The organism is Nonomuraea sp. WAC 01424, from assembly GCF_003947315.1.
Taxonomy (GTDB): Bacteria; Actinomycetota; Actinomycetes; order Streptosporangiales; family Streptosporangiaceae; genus Nonomuraea; species Nonomuraea spiralis.
On the sequence record NZ_QHHZ01000010.1, the window covers coordinates 78718 to 93639 of the forward strand.

Consider the following 14922-nt stretch of genomic DNA (forward strand, 5'->3'; position numbering starts at 1 on the left):
TCGCGACGAGGAGGCCGGTATGAACATCGTCGCGCACCCCGTGACCGAGCCCGTCGCTGAGCACGGCGAAGGGCCCGTGTGGTCCGGCCGCTGGGGCGGGCTGCGCTGGGTGGACATGCTCGCGGGCGACGTGCTCGCGCTCGACGCCTCCGGCCGGGTGCGCCGGCGGCACGCGGGCGCGGTCGCGGCGGCCCTGCGCCCTCGCGCGTCCGGCGGCTACGTGGTCGCCGGCGAACGCGAGCTGCTGCTGGCCGACTCCGACGACCTCGACGCGCCGCTGCGCTCGCTCGGCCAGGCGTGGAACGACCCCACCGTACGCATGAACGACGGCGGTTGCGACCCCGAGGGCCGCTTCTACATCGGCAGCATGGCCTACGACGGGGCCCACGGACGCGGCTCCCTCTACGTGGCCGGGCCCGGCGGCGCCCTGAGCCCGGTGCTGACCGGCGTGACCGTCTCCAACGGCCTCGACTTCAGCCCCGACGGGAGCCTGGCCTACTACGCCGACACCGACACCGGCCGGGTGGACGTCCTCGACCACCACCCTGTGCGCGGGCTCACCGGGCGCAGGCCGTTCGTGACGATCGAGCCGGAGCGGGGCGCGCCCGACGGGCTGACGGTCGACGCGGAGGGCGGGGTGTGGGTGGCGCTCTGGCAGGGCTTCGCCGTCCACAGGTACACCCCGGACGGGCGGCTGGACGCCGTCGTCAGGCTGCCGGTCGGCAAGGTCACCGCGGTCACCTTCGGCGGCGCGGACCTCGACCGGCTGTACGTCACGACGTCGAGGCTCGACGTGGACCCGCGGGAGCAGCCGCAGGCGGGAGCGCTGTTCGCGGCCGACCCCGGCGTACGCGGACGCCCCGTGCTGCCCACCACGCTCTGACCGGACGCCCCTCCGGCCCGGTCGGTGGTCAGCGGGGGTGGTCGCCGGTGGCGCCGTCGATCAGCTCGCGCAGGATGTCCATGTGGCCGGCGTGGCGCACGGTGTCCTCGATCATGTGGATGAGCACCCAGCGCAGGGTGACCCGCTCGCCCGCCCATGAGGTGCCGGGCTCGTCGAGACCCAGGTCGGAGATCACCTCGTCGGCGGCGGCGCGGGCGCGGCCGTAGAAGGCGGTGATCTGCTCGGTGGTCTCCTCCGCGCCGATCTCGAAGTCGTCCTCCGGGGCGAACCACAGCGGCTCGCCCGCCCGGCCGAACGTCGTGCGGAACCAGCCGTACTCGACGGCGGCCAGGTGTTTGACGATGCCGAGCAGGGAAGTGCCCGACGGCGTCATCGGGCGCCTGACCTCCTCCTCGCCGAGGCCCTGGAGCTTCCACAGGATGACGTCGCGGTGACGGTCGAGGCTGGCGCGCAGGCTCTCCTTCTCGCCGCCGGACGGCGGAACCCTTCTTCCCATGCCCGCGACCGTAACAGCCGGGACCGACACATTGCCGCGCCCCGACGGGGACCGCGATACTCCCTGCATGATCGGTCATATCGGCATCAACGTCCCCGACATGCGGGCGGCCAAGGACTACTACGACGCCCTCCTGCCCTACCTCGGTTTCAAGGAGTTCTTCAACAGCGAGGAGGAGATCGGCTACATGCCGGCGGACGACAAGCCCGGCACGTACCTGTTCCTCTACCCCTCGCAGGAGCCCGGCGGCTACTCGCGGCACCGTACGGGGCTGCAGCACCTCGCGTTCGCGGTGCGCGGCCGGTCCGCGGTCGAGCAGGTCCACGCCCAGGCGGTCGCGCTCGGCTCGGAGGTGCTGCACGAGCCCAAGGAGTTCCCCGAGTACCCGCCGCCCTACTACGCCGCGTTCTGGCTGGACCCTCACGGCGTCATGCTGGAGGCCGTCTGCCACTACGACCGCGACTGACCCGCCGATCCCGGTCCCGCGCCCGGGGGCTGGACGGCCTCCGAGGGGGAAGGCTCCTTGTCGGTGCCGCCGTATAACGTGCGGGCGTGGACCGGTGTGCGATCTTCAGGTGCGAGGGGGCGAGGGCTAGCCTGGAGCGTGTCGTCCCGCGCGGGCGCGGCGGCGGGCGCGGCGCTTACGACGCGCGGCCCGATGTCATGATGTCCCCGACGCTCGACCGGGAGGAAACGATCGTGGGGCCTTTCGCGGGCGGTGGGCTTCCCCCGGACGACGTCGTCGTCGCGGCGTTGCGGGCCGGGGACGAGTCGATGTTCGCGGCGCTCCTCGACACCTGGTCGCGCGGGATGTTGCGGGCGGCCAGGTCCTACGTGTCCACCGACGACTCGGCCGAGGAGGTCGTGCAGGACACGTGGCTGGCGGTCATCGGCGCCATCGACGCGTTCGAGGGGCGTTCCTCGGTCAAGACGTGGATCTACCGCATCCTGGTCAACACCGCCAAGAAACGCGGCCTGCGCGAGAGCCGTACGCTGCCGTGGAGCGCGTTCGAGCCGCCCGCCGAGCCCGTGCAGAAGGAGCACGGCGCGACGCCGGAGGGCGCGGTGCTCGCCTCGGAGGCCCGCGGGCTCATCGGCGAGGCGCTGGCCGGGCTGCCGGCCCGGCAGCGGATCGTGATCACCCTGCGTGACGTGGAGGGATGCACGTCGGAGGAGGTTTGCGAGATCCTGGAGATCTCCGCCGCCAACCAGCGGGTTCTTCTCCATCGTGCCAGGGCGACGGTACGCGACCGGCTCGAAGGCTACTACCAGTCCGTCAAGCGGTCAGAATAGGTTAAACGGTTCAACGTGCAGAGGTAAGGCGGTCAACGTCGTGAAGCGGTTCACCTGCGACGAACTGGTGGAACTCATCACCGCCTACCTCGACGGCGCCCTCGACCGGGCCGAACGCGAGGGGTTCGAGGCGCATGCGGGCTCCTGTCCCGACTGCGGGCGGCAGCTCGACCAGTTCCGCGAGACGGTCCGGGCCCTCGGCGAGCTGCCGCCGGAGCGCAAGTTGTCCGACGGCACACGCGACCGCCTGATGTCCGCCTTCCGCGCCCGCCACCGCCACTGACCCGCCACACCGCCACCGCCACTGACCCGCCACACCGCCACCGCCACCCGCACCGGTCCGCCGCACTGACCCGCCGCCGCTGATCCGCGCCCCCCGGGGGCGGCCCGGTCCGGGGGAGGGGGCGAAAGGGGCAAATTTCAACAAGTCCCCAGATTTCGTGTAACGCTCTCGGGGCTCGCGGGTCTGTAAGACCATGCGCCACGCGATGACCGGCCAGACGGCCGGCGGGTCCGGCGCCTCGCGAGCGGCCGGCGAGCCGCTCAGGGGCGTGCCGGAGGTGGAGGAGTTCGCACGCCGGTGCTTCGCCCCCGCCCCGGGGGACCAGGTGGGAGCGGAGCTGGAGTTCCTGATCTTCGACCGGGCGGACCCGGCGCGGCAGGTGCCGATGGACCGGGTCGGGCGGGCCGTCCCGGCGCTGACCGGCGGGAGCCGGGTGACGTACGAGCCGGGCGGGCAGATCGAGTTGTCGGGCCCGGCCGGGCCGCCGGCCGAGGCGATCGACCGGCTGGCCGCCGACGTGGCCGCCGTGCGTACGGCGTTCGCGGAGGACGGGCTGGTGCTGGGCGGGGTGGGGCTCGACCCGCTGCGCCCGGCCAGGCGGCAACTCCGCCAGCCCCGCTACGACGCCATGGCCGAGTTCCTGGGCCGCCCGTACGGGCCGCTGATGATGTGCTCGACCGCGTCCGTCCAGGTCAACGTGGACTTCGGGGAGCGACCCGGGGTCCGGTGGGAGCGGGCGCGGCTGCTCGGCCCCGTCCTGACCGCGGCCTTCGCCAACTCGCCGCTGAGCCGCGGCCGTCCGTGCGGCTGGATGTCGGGCCGCCAGGCGGTCTGGGAGAACCTCGACCCGACACGCACCGCCTCCGTGCCCGCCTCGGGCGATCCGGCGGCGGCCTGGGCGGCGTACCTGCTCGACGCCCGGCTCATGCTCGTCCGCGAGGACGAGCACCACTACCGCGCGGTCGGCGACGGCTCGACCTTCCGCGACTGGCTCGGCGGCGCGGGTGAGCGCCCGCCCACCCCCGACGACCTGGCCTACCACGCCACCACCGTCTTCCCTCCGGTCCGGCCGCGCGGCTGGCTGGAGATCCGCTACCTCGACGCCCAGCACCCCGACGACTGGCCGGTGTGCGTCGCCGTCACCCACGCGCTGATCGCCGACGACCGCGCCGCCGACGCCGCCCTGTCGGCCGCCGAGCCCGTCGCGGGCCTGGCCGAGGTGGCCGCCAGGTGCGGCCTGACCGACCCGCGCCTGGCCCGTGCCGCCGAGGCGTGCTTCCGCGCCGCCGTCGAGGCGCTGCCCCGGCTCGGCGCGTCCCCCGCCCTGGTCGCCGCCGTGTCCGGCTTCGCCGCCCGGTACGTGAGCGCGGGCCTCTCCCCGGCCGCCGACCTGATGGACCTGATGGCCGACCCGGGACGGCGCCTGCCGGCCTGGCTGAGCGGAGAAGGACGGGCATGAACGACATCAAGGAACGCATCGCCGCCGAGCTGATCGCGGTGCGCGACCGTTCGCTGACCTATACGGAGGCCGAGGACGACCTGCTGCTGCGTCAGCACTCCCCGCTGATGTCCCCGCTGGTGTGGGACCTCGCGCATGTCGGCAACTACGAGGAGTTGTGGGTGCTGCGCGAGGCCGCCGGAATCACCCCGCTGCGCCCCGAGATCGACGACATCTACGACGCCTTCAAGCACCCCCGCAAGGACCGTCCCACCCTGCCGATCCTCGGCCCGGACGAGGCCAGGACGTACATCGGCGGCGTACGGGGCCGCGTGCTCGACGTGCTGGCCGCGATCGACCTGGAGGCCGCCGCGCCGCTGCACCGCGACGGGTTCGTGTTCGGCCTGGTCATCCAGCACGAGCACCAGCACGACGAGACGATGCTGGCCACCTGGCAGCTCTCCCGCAGCCCCGGCCTGGTCCGCGACGGCGACCTGCCGCCGGGCCGCGCCACGGGCCCCGCCGAGGTGTACGTCCCCGCCGGCCCCTTCCAGATGGGCACCGCGACGCTGCCCTGGGCCTACGACAACGAGCGCCCCGCGCACCGGGTCGAACTGCCCGCCTACTGGATCGACCGCCTGCCCGTCGGCAACGCCGCCTACGCCGCGTTCATCGAGTCCGGCGGCTACGACGACCAGCGCTGGTGGCATCCGGCCGGCTGGCGCTGGCGGCAGGAGAGCGGCGCCGTCGCGCCGCTGTTCTGGACGCGGGAGGGCGACACCTGGTGGCGCACCCGCTTCGGCCGGACCGAGCCGGTCCCGATGGACGAGCCGGTCCAGCACGTGAGCTGGTACGAGGCCGACGCCTACGCCCGCTGGGCGGGCCGGCGGCTGCCGACCGAGGCCGAATGGGAGAAGGCCTGCGGCTGGGACCCGGCGGCCGGGCGGACCCGCAAATACCCGTGGGGCGACGAGGATCCCCGTCCCGACCTGGCCAACCTCGGTCACCGGGCGGCCCGGCCTGCCCCGCTGGGCGCGTACCCGGCCGGGGCCAGCGCGTACGGGGCCGAGCAGATGGTCGGGGACGTGTGGGAGTGGACCGGGTCGTGGTTCCAGCCCTATCCCGGCTTCCGCAGCTTCCCGTACAAGGAGTACAGCGAGGTCTTCTTCGGGCAGGAGTACCGGGTGCTGCGCGGCGGCTCGTGGGCGGCCGACCCGGCGGCGGTGCGCACGACGTTCCGGAACTGGGACTATCCGATCCGGCGGCAGATCTTCACCGGCTTCCGCTGCGCCCGCGACGCCGAGCGGGCCTAGATGTGCCGGCACGCCGCCTGGCTGGGCGCTCCCCGCGCGCTGACCACGCTGATCCACGAGCCGGCGTACGGCCTGCTCACCCAGTCGTACGCGCCCAGGCGGCAGCGCCACGGCACGGTCAACGCCGACGGCTTCGGCATGGCCTGGTACGACCCCGCCCGTCCAGAACCGGTGCGCTACCGCCGCGCGATCCCCATCTGGGCCGATGCCAACCTGCCCGCGCTCGCCGAGGTCGCCCGCTCCGGCTGCCTGATCGCGGCCGTACGCTGCGCCACGACCGGCATGCCGGTCGAGGAGAGCGCCACCGCGCCGTTCGCGGGCGGCGGCTGGCTGCTCAGCCACAACGGCCGGGTCGAGCGCGACGCGGTCCGGGACCTGGCCGACGACCTGCCCGAGAGCCCGTGTGACTCGGCCTGGCTGGCCGCCGCCGTGTTCGCCCGCGGGCGCGCCGGGCTCGGCCTGGCCGCGGCGCTGGCCGACGTCGTCGTCCGCGCGGGGGAGAAGGACCCCGCCGCCCGCCTGAACCTGCTCGCCTGCGACGGCACGGCGCTCGCCGCGACCGTCTGGGGCGACACCCTTTCCTTCCGTACCGACCGGGACGGCGTGTACGTGGCCAGCGAGCCGCTCGACGACCGGCCGGGCTGGCGGGCCGTGCCCGACCGCAGCCTGCTCCCCGCCGCGCCCGGCGACGTACGCGTCCAGCCGTTGTGATCTTCAGGAGGACCCTGTGCCCGTCACCCAGCCGACCGTCCATGTGATCAACCATCTTGACCCCGGCTACCTGCGCCAGGCGCTCGAACACGACGTCAGGACAGGGCTGACGGCCACGCCGAAGTGGCTGCCGCCCAAATGGTTCTACGACGAGGTGGGCAGCGAGCTGTTCTCGCGCATCACCCGGTTGCCCGAGTACTACCCGACCCGCCGCGAGCTGACGATCCTGCGGGCGCGGGCGGCCGAGATCGCCGCGGCCTCCGGCGCGGACACGCTGGTCGAGCTGGGGTCGGGCACGAGCGAGAAGACCGTGCTGCTGCTCGACGCGCTCACCGGGGCGGGCACGCTGCGCGCGTACACGCCGGTGGACGTGGACGCCGTCACCCTGGAGGTGGCGGCGCGCCGGCTGGCCGGGCGCTACCCCGGGCTGGAGGTGCTGGCGGTGTGCGCCGACTTCGAGCGGCACCTGCGGCTGCTGCCCCGCTCGGGCCGGCGCATGGTGGCCTTCCTCGGCGGCACGATCGGCAATCTCGACCCGGCCGCCCGCCAGGTGTTCCTGAAGGAGGTGCGCGCCACGCTGCGGCCCGGCGACACGTTCCTGCTCGGCGCCGACCTGGTGAAGGACACCGGGCGGCTGGTCGCCGCCTACGACGCCGCCGCCGGGGTGACGGCCGCGTTCAACCGGAACGTCCTGCGCGTGGTGAACCGGGAGCTGCGGGCCGGGTTCGAGCCGGAGGCGTTCGAGCACGTCGCCCTGTACGACCAGCGCAACGAGTGGATCGAGATGCGGCTGCGCGCCACGCGGGACATGCGGGTGCCGGTCGGCGCGCTCGGGCTGGTCGTGGACTTCGCCGCGGGGGAGGAGATGCGGACCGAGATCAGCGCCAAGTTCCGGCTTGGGCCGCTGGGGGCGGAGCTGGCCGGCGCGGGCTTCACCGTCCTGCGGACGTGGACCGACCCCGACGGCGACTTCGGGCTGCTGCTGGCCGGGGTGTGATCGCCGAGCGCTGGCGGGCCTCGCGCTCGTCCGTCCCGCCCGGCCACCTGGACGCGGCCGGCTGCAACGTGCCCAGCGACCGCGTGCTGGACGCGATGGTCGCGCACCTGAGGCGGGAACGCGAGCGCGGCGGGTACGCCGCCGTGCCCGGCTTCACCGCGCCCAGGTCCGCGCTGGCCGCCCTGACCGGGGCCGGCGCGGCCGACGTCGCGTTCCTGGAGAGCGGCACGGCCGCCATGGCGGCGCTGCTCGGCGGCTGGCGCCTGCGGCCGGGCGCCCGCGTCGGCTTCACCCGCGCCGAGTACGGCAGCACCCTCATGCTGCTGCGCCGCCTGGCCGGCGAACGCGGCTGGACCCTCGCCGAACTGCCCGCCGACGACCACGCCCGCCTCGACCTCGACGCCCTGTCCGCCGCCCTGCGCCACGGCCTGGACCTGGTCACGCTCCCGCACCTCCCCTCCCACCGGGGCACCGCCCAGCCGGTACGGGAGATCGGCCGGCTGTGCCGGGAGGCCGGCGTGCCGCTGGTCCTGGACGTGTGCCAGTCGCTCGGCCACGTGGACGTCACCGGCGCCGGCGCCACCGCCTACGTCGGCACCTCCCGCAAGTGGCTGGCCGGGCCGCGCGGCGTCGGCTTCCTGATCGTGCCCGGCCTGACCGGAGACATGGACGCCCCGGCGCCCACGCTCGGCGGCCACGTCTGGCTGCCCGACCCGCCACCGGGGATGCCGCCGGGGTTGCCGCCGGGTCCCGTCACCAGGCCGCTGCCCGGCGCCGCGCGCTACGAGAGCTCCGAGTCGGCCGTCGCGGCCCGGGTCGGCCTCGGCGTCGCCGTCCTGGAGCACCACGCGCTGGGCCCGGCCGAGGTCCGCGCCCACCTCGCCGGGCTGGGCGCGGCGGCCCGGCACACCCTCGACGGCAGGGGCGGCTGGCGGGTGGTGGAGCCGTACGAGGAGCCCTCGGCCGTCGTCACCCTCCGCCCGCCGCCCGGCGCGGACGCCGTCCGGACGGCCGCGGCGGCGGCCGGGGCGGGCCTGCTGGTGAGCGTCGCGCCGGTCGCCCGAGCCCCGCTCGACCTGCGTGAGCCGGTGCTGCGCGTCTCCCCGCCCCCGGGCACGCCGCAGGAGACCCTGGACGCGCTGGCCCGCTTCCTCGACGGGCGTTAGAGCAGCCGGTCGAGGGGCGTCAGAGCGGCCGGCCGGCGGGCGTCAGAGCAGCCGGTCGAAGCCCACCACGAGACGTTCGGGCCCGCGCAACGACGCGCTGTGCCGGTACGGCGGCGGATCGGCGGCCAGCTCCGGCCCGACCAGCCTGCCGACCAGCGCGCCCAGCGCGGCCCGCGCCTCGATCCTGGCCAGCGGCGCCCCCACGCAGTAGTGGACGCCCCCGCCGAACCCCAGGTGCTGGTTGTCCCGGCGGCCCGGGTCGAAGCGGTCCGCACCGGGGAAGCGGGCCGGGTCACGGCTGCCCGAGGCCAGCAGCAGCGCCACGTCCGCCCCCTGGGGGATGGTGACGCCCGCGATCTCGATGTCGGCCAGCGTCGTACGGGTGCGGAACTGCACCGGCGGGTCGTAGCGCAGCACCTCCTCGACGGCGGGCACGATCAGCCCGGGGTCGGCGCGCAGCCGCGCCAGCGCGTCCGGGTTGCGGAGGAACGTCAGCATGCCGTTGGCGATCAGGTTGACGGTCGTCTCGTGGCCGGCGATGAGCAGCAGGGCCATCGTCGCGATGATCTCCGGCCCGTCCATCCGCTCGGCCGCGCGGTCGGTGAGCAGCGCCGACAGCAGGTCGTCCGCCGGGCGGGCGTGGCGCTCGCCGGCCAGGTCGACCAGGTAGGCGTGCAGCTCCGGCGCGGCGGCCTCGGCCTGCCGCACCTCCTCGGCCGACAACCCCTCCGGCGGGTCCAGCGTACGGGCCAGCGCCGACGCCCAGCCGTGGAAGCGCGGCTCGTCCTCCTTGGGCACCCCGAGCAGCTCGCAGATCACCGTGACCGGCAGCGGGTAGGCCAGGTCGTCCACCACGTCCATGGAGTCGTGGCCGGCGCGCCGGTCGAGCAGCTCGGCCACCAGGGACGACATGTGCCGGCCGAGCCGGTCGACCCGTTCCGGGGTGAAGTGCCGCATCACGATCCGCCGCAGCCGGTCGTGGTCGGGCGGGTCGAGGAAGATGAACGCCGGTTTGCGGGCGTTCTGGCCGTCCTCGCCGCCCATGAGCCTGCCGGAGGCGCCGAAGGAGCCCGAGCCGCTCCTGCTCTTGCGCTCGTCGGAGCTGATGCGCGGGTCGTAGAGCAGCGAGACGATCTCGGCGTACGTGCTGACCGCGTACAGGTCGTTCCCCTGGCGCGCGACGGGCGTCTCGCGCAGCAGCGCGTACAGCGGGTACGGGTCGGGGCGGCTCGCCTCGTCCAGGACCTGCGCGAACAGGTTCCGCGTCACCTGGTGGGCCATGGTCGTCCTCCAGCTCTCATTCCAGGGGCGGCGCGGTCAGCGGCGAGCGGGGGTCGCGCTCGCGCGGCGCCTCGCGCGCGGTCGGGCCCTGACCGGTCACCGCGGCCGTCGGGCTGTGCGTGGACTGGCCGTCCACGGCAAGTCCCGCGGGCACCGGCAGCGGCGTGCGCGGCCCGTCGGCGGCCCGCAGGTCGGGCGGGAAGGGCGCGGCCGACTCGATGAGCGCGGCGTAGGCGGGCTGCGAGCGCGGCGCGTCCACCGCGACCGCCGCCACGCACCGGCCCCGCCGGCCGAAACAGGCCACGAAGCGGCGTTCGGCCACCGAACCCTGCGTGACCACCACCTCGTCGGCGATCGTCGGCAGCCCGACGGATTTGATGCTCACCCCGAACTGGTAGGACCAGAACGCCGGCAGCCCCCGGTGCGGGCGCGGCCGGTCGGCGAGCATGTTGTGCGCGGCGGTGGCCGCCTGGCGCACCGCGTTGTCCCAGTGCTCCACGGCCAGCAGCAGGCCGTCGTAGTGCGGGTGCGGCCAGCGGGCCACGTCCCCCGCGACGACCACGTCGGAGGTGACGACCGCGTCGGCGTCGAAGGCCCGGCACCCGGCGTCGCACACCACCCCGCGCGCGTCGGCGGCCAGGCCGGACCCGGCCAGCCATTCGGTGTTGCGGGTGGCGCCGAGCGCGATCACCGCGACCTCGACGGGCAGGACGTCGCCGTCGGACAGGTGCGCCGCGCGCAGGCGGCCCGCCGCGTCGCCCTCAAGGGCCATCACCGTGGTGTTCACGCGCAGGTCCACGCCGTGCTCGCGGTGCAGCCGCGCGGCCACGCTCCCGGCCGCCGTGCCCAGGGCGCCGGCGAGCGGGGCCGGGCCGCGTTCCACGACCGTCACGGCCAGGCCCTTCTCGCGGCAGACGGAGGCGATCTCCGAGCCGGTGAACCCGCCGCCGATCACCAGTACGCGGCCCGGCCCGGCGGCCAGGGCGGCCCGCAGGCGCGCGGCGTCGTCGCGGCCGCGCAGCGTGAACACGCCGTCCAGGGCCGCCTCGGCGGGGGCGGGCCAGGGGCGCGCCCGAGTGCCGGTGGCGATCAGCACCCGGTCGAAGCCGACCTCGCGCCCGCCGGCCAGGCGTACCTGCCGGGTCCGCAGGTCGAGGGCGGTGGCGGGCTCGCCGAGCAGCCAGCGTGCCTGCAACCCCTCGGCCGCGACGAGCGTGGTGTCCGCGGGCGAGGCGCGTCCGGCCAGCACCTGCTTGGACAGCGGCGGCCGGTCGTAGGGTTCGTACGGCTCGTCGCCGATCAGGGTCAGCTCCCCGGTGAAGCCCTCCGCGCGCAGCGTCTCGGCGGCCCGCAGCCCGGCCAGCGAGGCGCCCACGATCACCGCGCTACGCATGGTCGCCCGGCGAGAACGTGATCGCCTGGACCGGGCAGGCGGCGGCGGCCTCCCGTACCTGGTCGCGCAGGGCGCCGTCGGGGGCGTAGTCGTACTCGAGGGATTCGGCGCCGTGGAAGCGGAAGACCGACGGCGCCGCGAACACGCACTGCCCGTAGCTCAGGCAGCGGTTCAGGTCGACGAGCACTCTCATGTCCGCCACGTTACGAACGGCCGCTCCAGCCGCGTTCCAACCTGATCCCAAGTTTTCCTGATATGAGGTCCGGACGGCGGCCGTTGGAGGGGGCGGCGTCCACCTCGCGCCGCCGGGTGGGAAGGGCCACCCGCGGCGTCGGCCGGTCCGTCTGCGCCACCGGGACAGCAGTCCGGCGTCCCGGGCGCCCGACGCCGGCGCGGAACGTCGCCCTTGACTTGGACCCGCGCGACGGCCGCCCGGTTCCCCTCATCCGGCAACCGGTACGGCTTTTCCGGATCGTCAGTCTCTCCGGATCGTCAGTCCTCGGGGCGACGGGGCGGGGACGCGGCGAGGATCGAGGCCAGCAGCCCGGGGAAACGGCGTTCCAGGTCGTCCTTGCGCAGCCGGCTCGGCCGGGCCGTGCCGTCCAGGCGGGTGGAGACGATGCCGCTGTGCCGCAGGACGTGGACGTGATGGGACACCGTCGAGACCTTCACCGGCAGGTCGAGCGCGGTGCAGGTGGACTCCTCCACCTGGTCGAGCAGGCGGACGATGCGCAGCCGCACCGGGTCGGCCAGCGCCTGGAGCACGGTGGACACGTCGATCTCACCGAGGTCCGGCTGGGCCATCCAGGTCTCCACCACGCCGCTCCTTCCGACCGTCATCCCTCTTTACGATACCCGTCGAAACAGTATTACGATGAAGGTCGTAATTAACGATGTCCATCGGAGGATGATCGTGGTCTCGACGTCGTACACCGACCTGCCTCTCGCGCGCTGGCGGCCGCATGCCGCCGTCCTGGCCTTCGGGGCGTTCGCCGTCGGCACCGACGGGTTCGTGGTCGCCGGTCTGCTGCCGGCCATCGCCGCGTCCCTGCACGTCACCGTGGCGGCGGCCGGGCAGCTCGTGACCGTGTTCGCGATCGCGTACGCGGTGTCCGCGCCCGTGCTCGCCGCCCTGACGACGTCGTGGCCGCGGCGCCGGGTCCTCGTGACGGCGCTCGCGCTCTTCGCCGCCGGCAACGCCGTCACGGCGCTGGCGTCCGGCTACGGCCTGGTCCTGGCCTCCCGGGTGATCGCCGGGGCGGGCGCCGCGATGTTCACCGCCACCGCGACCGCCACGGCGGCCCTGCTGGCGGGCGAGCGTCAGCGCGGGCGGGCGATCTCGACCGTGATACTCGGGGCGACGTCCTCGCTGGTCCTGGGCGCCCCCCTCGGCACGGTGGTCGGCGGCCTGCTGGACTGGCGCGTCACGATGTGGGCGGTCACCGCCCTGGGGCTGCTCGCGGCGCCGGCCATCGCGCTGCGCCTCCCGCCGGTGCACGGCGGCGGGAAGGGTGGCCTGCAAGCCTTCCTGGCCCCGCTGCGCGATCGGCGGATCGTCGCCGTGCTGGCGACGACGGTCGTGGCGTTCGTGGCCGTCTACATCCCGTACGCCTACATCAGCCAGATCTTCGCCCCCGCCGCTCCCGACGGCTCCACACTGGCGGTCCTGCTGCTGGTCTTCGGCCTGTCAGGTACGGCGGGCAACCTCACCGCCGGCCGGCTGGCCGACCGGTACGGGCCCCGGCGCGTGGTCGTGACCGTGATGCTCGCCCTGGCCGTCGCGCTCGTCCTCACCCCGCTGGGCCGCGACTCGTTCGCGGCGGCCGTGGCGGCCGTCGTGGTGATCGGCTTCCTGTCGTTCTCCGTCACCGCGCCGCAGCAGCACCTGGTGATCACCATGGCGGGGCCCGGCGCCGGAACCGTCACCGCGCTCTACCAGTCGGCGCTCTACCTCGCCGTGTCGCTGTCGGGCGCCGCCGGGGCGCTCGGCCTCGAATGGCAGGGCCCGGCCAGCCTGCCGTGGCTGGCCGCGCCGCTGGCGGCGGCCGCCGCGGCGTTCACGGCCGTCGCGTCGCGCAGGCTTCCGAGGTGACCTTGGACAGCTATGGCGTCATTGTGGCGTCACTTCGAATTGCCATGACGTCATAGCCCGTGCCATGATGGCGTCATGGACCTTGCGCCGTATGTCGATCAACTCCGCCGCGAGCTCATGCTCGCCGCCGGGACCGGCGGTGAGGAGGCTCGGGCGCTGGCCGAACGCTTCGCCGCGACGCTCGCGTCGGCCACCCGGCTCGCCCTGCTGGAGGCCCTGTCGGCCGCCGCGGACGAGATCACCCAGGACCTCGCGCCGGGCTCGGTCGAGGTGCGCCTGCGCGGGCGCGACCCGGCCTTCGTCGTGACGCCACCGCCGGCCGCCCGCCCGTTCCCCGAGGAGACCGTCCTCGCCGAGGCGGCCGGCGAGCGGGCCCCGCTGCCGCCCCCCGAGGCCGACGAGGGCGGCACGTCCCGGATCTCGCTCCGGGTTCCCGAGACGCTCAAACCGCGCATCGAGGAGGCGGCCGCCCGCGACGGGCTGTCGGTCAACGCCTGGCTGGTCCGGGCCGTCTCCGCCGCGCTCGACCCCGGCGACGCCGACCGCCGGTCCACCCGTCGCCCGCCCCCGCAGACCGGCAAACGCTACAGCGGATGGGTGCGCTGATGATCTCGCCGACCAATGACGACAGGGAGACCGGAATGCCGGCGTTCGACACGCCCCGACCGATCGTCGCGAGCCTCGACCTGGCCACCGCCACCGTACGGGTGATCGCGGGCGACCGCGCCGACACCGTCGTCGAGGTGCTCCCGAGCGACGAGCACAACGACGCCGACGTCCAGGCCGCCCGGCGGATCGAGGTCCAGTACGCCGACGGCAGGCTCATGGTCCGGCCCGACAAGGAGCACGCGGGACCGGCCGCCTCCTGGGGGCTCTCGCTCGGCAAGCTCGTCGAGTCGCCCGCCGACTGGGCGCGCTCGCTGCTGCTCGGACCGGGCTCGGTCGACGTGACGATCGAGCTGCCCGCCGGGTCCCGCCTCGACGCCAGGACGGCCGGGACCGTGTTGTGCCGCGGCCCGCTCGGCGAGGTGACGCTCACCACCACCTACGGCGACATCCGCGTCGAGCAGGCCGCCCGCGTACGGCTGAAGAGCACCTACGGCGACATCTCGGTCACCCACGCCGGCGGCCACGCCGAGATCACCACGGACCACGGCGGCATCCGCGCCGGCGAGATCGACGGCACCGCCGCCATCAAGACCGCCCACGGCGACGTACGGATCGGCGAGGTGACCGGCGAGCTGCGGCTCAACAGCGCCCACGGCGACATCACCGTGGAGCGCGCCCTGGCCGGCGTGGTCGCCAAGACCGCGTACGCCGGGGTGGAGATCGAGGAGGCGGTGTCCGGCAAGGTCGTCATGGAGACCACCGGCGGCGGCCTCGACGTCGGCGTGCCGGAGGGCACCGCCGCGTGGCTGGACGTCAGCTCCGAGTACGGCACCGTGACCGTCTCCCTCGAACCCGGCGACGACCCCGGCGCGGCCGAGCGCGTCGTCGAGGTCCGGGCCCACACCACCCACGGCGACATCGTCGTCCACCGTTCCTGACAACCGAG

Annotated in this window: 17 protein-coding genes; 12 read left to right on the top strand and 5 right to left on the bottom strand. The window is 74.6% G+C overall.

The window, feature by feature from the left end; all coding sequences use genetic code 11:
• Positions 1 to 19: 19 nt before the first annotated feature.
• Positions 20 to 883 carry an SMP-30/gluconolactonase/LRE family protein gene (locus DMB42_RS26895; RefSeq protein WP_125637822.1) on the top strand — a complete coding sequence of 288 codons (864 nt, stop codon included), beginning with the start codon at positions 20 to 22 and terminating at the stop codon, positions 881 to 883.
• A gap of 28 nt (positions 884 to 911) precedes the next feature.
• Here the strand turns inward: DMB42_RS26895 and DMB42_RS26900 are convergent, their stop codons facing one another.
• Positions 912 to 1400, bottom strand: coding sequence for a DinB family protein (locus DMB42_RS26900; RefSeq protein WP_125637823.1), 489 nt, complete (start codon positions 1398 to 1400; stop codon positions 912 to 914).
• 67 nt (positions 1401 to 1467) lie between these two features.
• On the opposite strand from DMB42_RS26900, the gene DMB42_RS26905 reads away from it, so the two are divergent.
• The 8 genes from DMB42_RS26905 (at position 1468) to egtE (ending at position 8601) form a co-directional block, all read left to right on the top strand.
• Positions 1468 to 1866 carry a VOC family protein gene (locus DMB42_RS26905; protein ID WP_125637824.1) on the top strand — a complete coding sequence of 133 codons (399 nt, stop codon included), beginning with the start codon at positions 1468 to 1470 and terminating at the stop codon, positions 1864 to 1866.
• A 233-nt stretch (positions 1867 to 2099) separates the two neighbouring features.
• Positions 2100 to 2693 carry an RNA polymerase sigma factor gene (locus tag DMB42_RS26910; RefSeq protein WP_229824416.1) on the top strand — a complete coding sequence of 198 codons (594 nt, stop codon included), beginning with the start codon at positions 2100 to 2102 and terminating at the stop codon, positions 2691 to 2693.
• 40 nt (positions 2694 to 2733) lie between these two features.
• Complete coding sequence (locus tag DMB42_RS26915; RefSeq protein ID WP_125637825.1) at positions 2734 to 2976, top strand: anti-sigma factor; 243 nt, start codon at positions 2734 to 2736, stop codon at positions 2974 to 2976.
• A 205-nt stretch (positions 2977 to 3181) separates the two neighbouring features.
• Positions 3182 to 4435 carry an ergothioneine biosynthesis glutamate--cysteine ligase EgtA gene (gene egtA / locus DMB42_RS26920; RefSeq protein ID WP_125637826.1) on the top strand — a complete coding sequence of 418 codons (1254 nt, stop codon included), beginning with the start codon at positions 3182 to 3184 and terminating at the stop codon, positions 4433 to 4435.
• Positions 4432 to 5727, top strand: coding sequence for an ergothioneine biosynthesis protein EgtB (egtB, locus tag DMB42_RS26925; protein ID WP_125637827.1), 1296 nt, complete (start codon positions 4432 to 4434; stop codon positions 5725 to 5727). The genes egtA and egtB overlap by 4 nt, the downstream gene beginning before the upstream one ends.
• Complete coding sequence (egtC, locus tag DMB42_RS26930; RefSeq protein ID WP_125637828.1) at positions 5728 to 6438, top strand: ergothioneine biosynthesis protein EgtC; 711 nt, start codon at positions 5728 to 5730, stop codon at positions 6436 to 6438. It begins immediately after the preceding gene.
• 16 nt (positions 6439 to 6454) lie between these two features.
• Entirely contained in the window at positions 6455 to 7435 is a 981-nt protein-coding gene (gene egtD, locus DMB42_RS26935) for an L-histidine N(alpha)-methyltransferase (protein ID WP_125637829.1), read from the top strand.
• Complete coding sequence (gene egtE, locus DMB42_RS26940; protein WP_260477966.1) at positions 7387 to 8601, top strand: ergothioneine biosynthesis PLP-dependent enzyme EgtE; 1215 nt, start codon at positions 7387 to 7389, stop codon at positions 8599 to 8601. The genes egtD and egtE overlap by 49 nt, the downstream gene beginning before the upstream one ends.
• A gap of 42 nt (positions 8602 to 8643) precedes the next feature.
• On the opposite strand, the gene DMB42_RS26945 is transcribed toward egtE, so the two are convergent.
• The 4 genes from DMB42_RS26945 to DMB42_RS26960 form a co-directional block, all read right to left on the bottom strand.
• Positions 8644 to 9882 (bottom strand): cytochrome P450, encoded by a 1239-nt coding sequence (locus DMB42_RS26945; RefSeq protein ID WP_125637830.1) that lies wholly within the window; start codon positions 9880 to 9882, stop codon positions 8644 to 8646.
• Positions 9883 to 9898: 16 nt separating this feature from the next.
• A complete protein-coding gene (locus DMB42_RS26950) occupies positions 9899 to 11275 on the bottom strand; it encodes an NAD(P)/FAD-dependent oxidoreductase (protein ID WP_125637831.1) in 1377 nt (458 codons plus the stop codon).
• Positions 11268 to 11468, bottom strand: coding sequence for a ferredoxin (locus tag DMB42_RS26955; RefSeq protein WP_125637832.1), 201 nt, complete (start codon positions 11466 to 11468; stop codon positions 11268 to 11270). Before DMB42_RS26955 ends, DMB42_RS26950 begins: the two co-directional genes overlap by 8 nt.
• A gap of 299 nt (positions 11469 to 11767) precedes the next feature.
• Entirely contained in the window at positions 11768 to 12115 is a 348-nt protein-coding gene (locus DMB42_RS26960; protein ID WP_221762358.1) for a helix-turn-helix transcriptional regulator, read from the bottom strand.
• A gap of 67 nt (positions 12116 to 12182) precedes the next feature.
• Here DMB42_RS26960 and DMB42_RS26965 point away from each other — a divergent pair, with 67 nt between their 5' ends.
• From DMB42_RS26965 to DMB42_RS26975, 3 genes are all read left to right on the top strand, one after another.
• Positions 12183 to 13367 (top strand): MFS transporter, encoded by a 1185-nt coding sequence (locus DMB42_RS26965; protein ID WP_125637833.1) that lies wholly within the window; start codon positions 12183 to 12185, stop codon positions 13365 to 13367.
• A 75-nt stretch (positions 13368 to 13442) separates the two neighbouring features.
• On the top strand, positions 13443 to 13973 hold the full coding sequence (locus DMB42_RS26970; protein ID WP_125637834.1) for a toxin-antitoxin system HicB family antitoxin: 531 nt from the start codon (positions 13443 to 13445) through the stop codon (positions 13971 to 13973).
• 35 nt (positions 13974 to 14008) lie between these two features.
• The gene (locus tag DMB42_RS26975) at positions 14009 to 14914 is read left to right on the top strand and encodes a DUF4097 family beta strand repeat-containing protein (protein ID WP_125637835.1); all 906 of its coding nucleotides are present in this window, start codon (positions 14009 to 14011) and stop codon (positions 14912 to 14914) included.
• Positions 14915 to 14922 lie beyond the last annotated feature (8 nt).

Coding starts and splice junctions, on each gene's coding strand:
- egtB (WP_125637827.1), top strand. CDS start 4,432: ATGAACGACATCAAGGAACGCATCGCCGCCGAGCTGATCGCGGTGCGC.
- DMB42_RS26950 (WP_125637831.1), bottom strand. CDS start 11,275: ATGCGTAGCGCGGTGATCGTGGGCGCCTCGCTGGCCGGGCTGCGGGCC.
- DMB42_RS26955 (WP_125637832.1), bottom strand. CDS start 11,468: ATGAGAGTGCTCGTCGACCTGAACCGCTGCCTGAGCTACGGGCAGTGC.
- DMB42_RS26895 (WP_125637822.1), top strand. CDS start 20: ATGAACATCGTCGCGCACCCCGTGACCGAGCCCGTCGCTGAGCACGGC.
- DMB42_RS26970 (WP_125637834.1), top strand. CDS start 13,443: ATGGACCTTGCGCCGTATGTCGATCAACTCCGCCGCGAGCTCATGCTC.
- DMB42_RS26965 (WP_125637833.1), top strand. CDS start 12,183: ATGATCGTGGTCTCGACGTCGTACACCGACCTGCCTCTCGCGCGCTGG.
- DMB42_RS26900 (WP_125637823.1), bottom strand. CDS start 1,400: ATGGGAAGAAGGGTTCCGCCGTCCGGCGGCGAGAAGGAGAGCCTGCGC.
- DMB42_RS26945 (WP_125637830.1), bottom strand. CDS start 9,882: ATGGCCCACCAGGTGACGCGGAACCTGTTCGCGCAGGTCCTGGACGAG.
- egtA (WP_125637826.1), top strand. CDS start 3,182: ATGACCGGCCAGACGGCCGGCGGGTCCGGCGCCTCGCGAGCGGCCGGC.
- DMB42_RS26960 (WP_221762358.1), bottom strand. CDS start 12,115: ATGACGGTCGGAAGGAGCGGCGTGGTGGAGACCTGGATGGCCCAGCCG.
- egtC (WP_125637828.1), top strand. CDS start 5,728: ATGTGCCGGCACGCCGCCTGGCTGGGCGCTCCCCGCGCGCTGACCACG.
- DMB42_RS26975 (WP_125637835.1), top strand. CDS start 14,009: ATGCCGGCGTTCGACACGCCCCGACCGATCGTCGCGAGCCTCGACCTG.
- DMB42_RS26905 (WP_125637824.1), top strand. CDS start 1,468: ATGATCGGTCATATCGGCATCAACGTCCCCGACATGCGGGCGGCCAAG.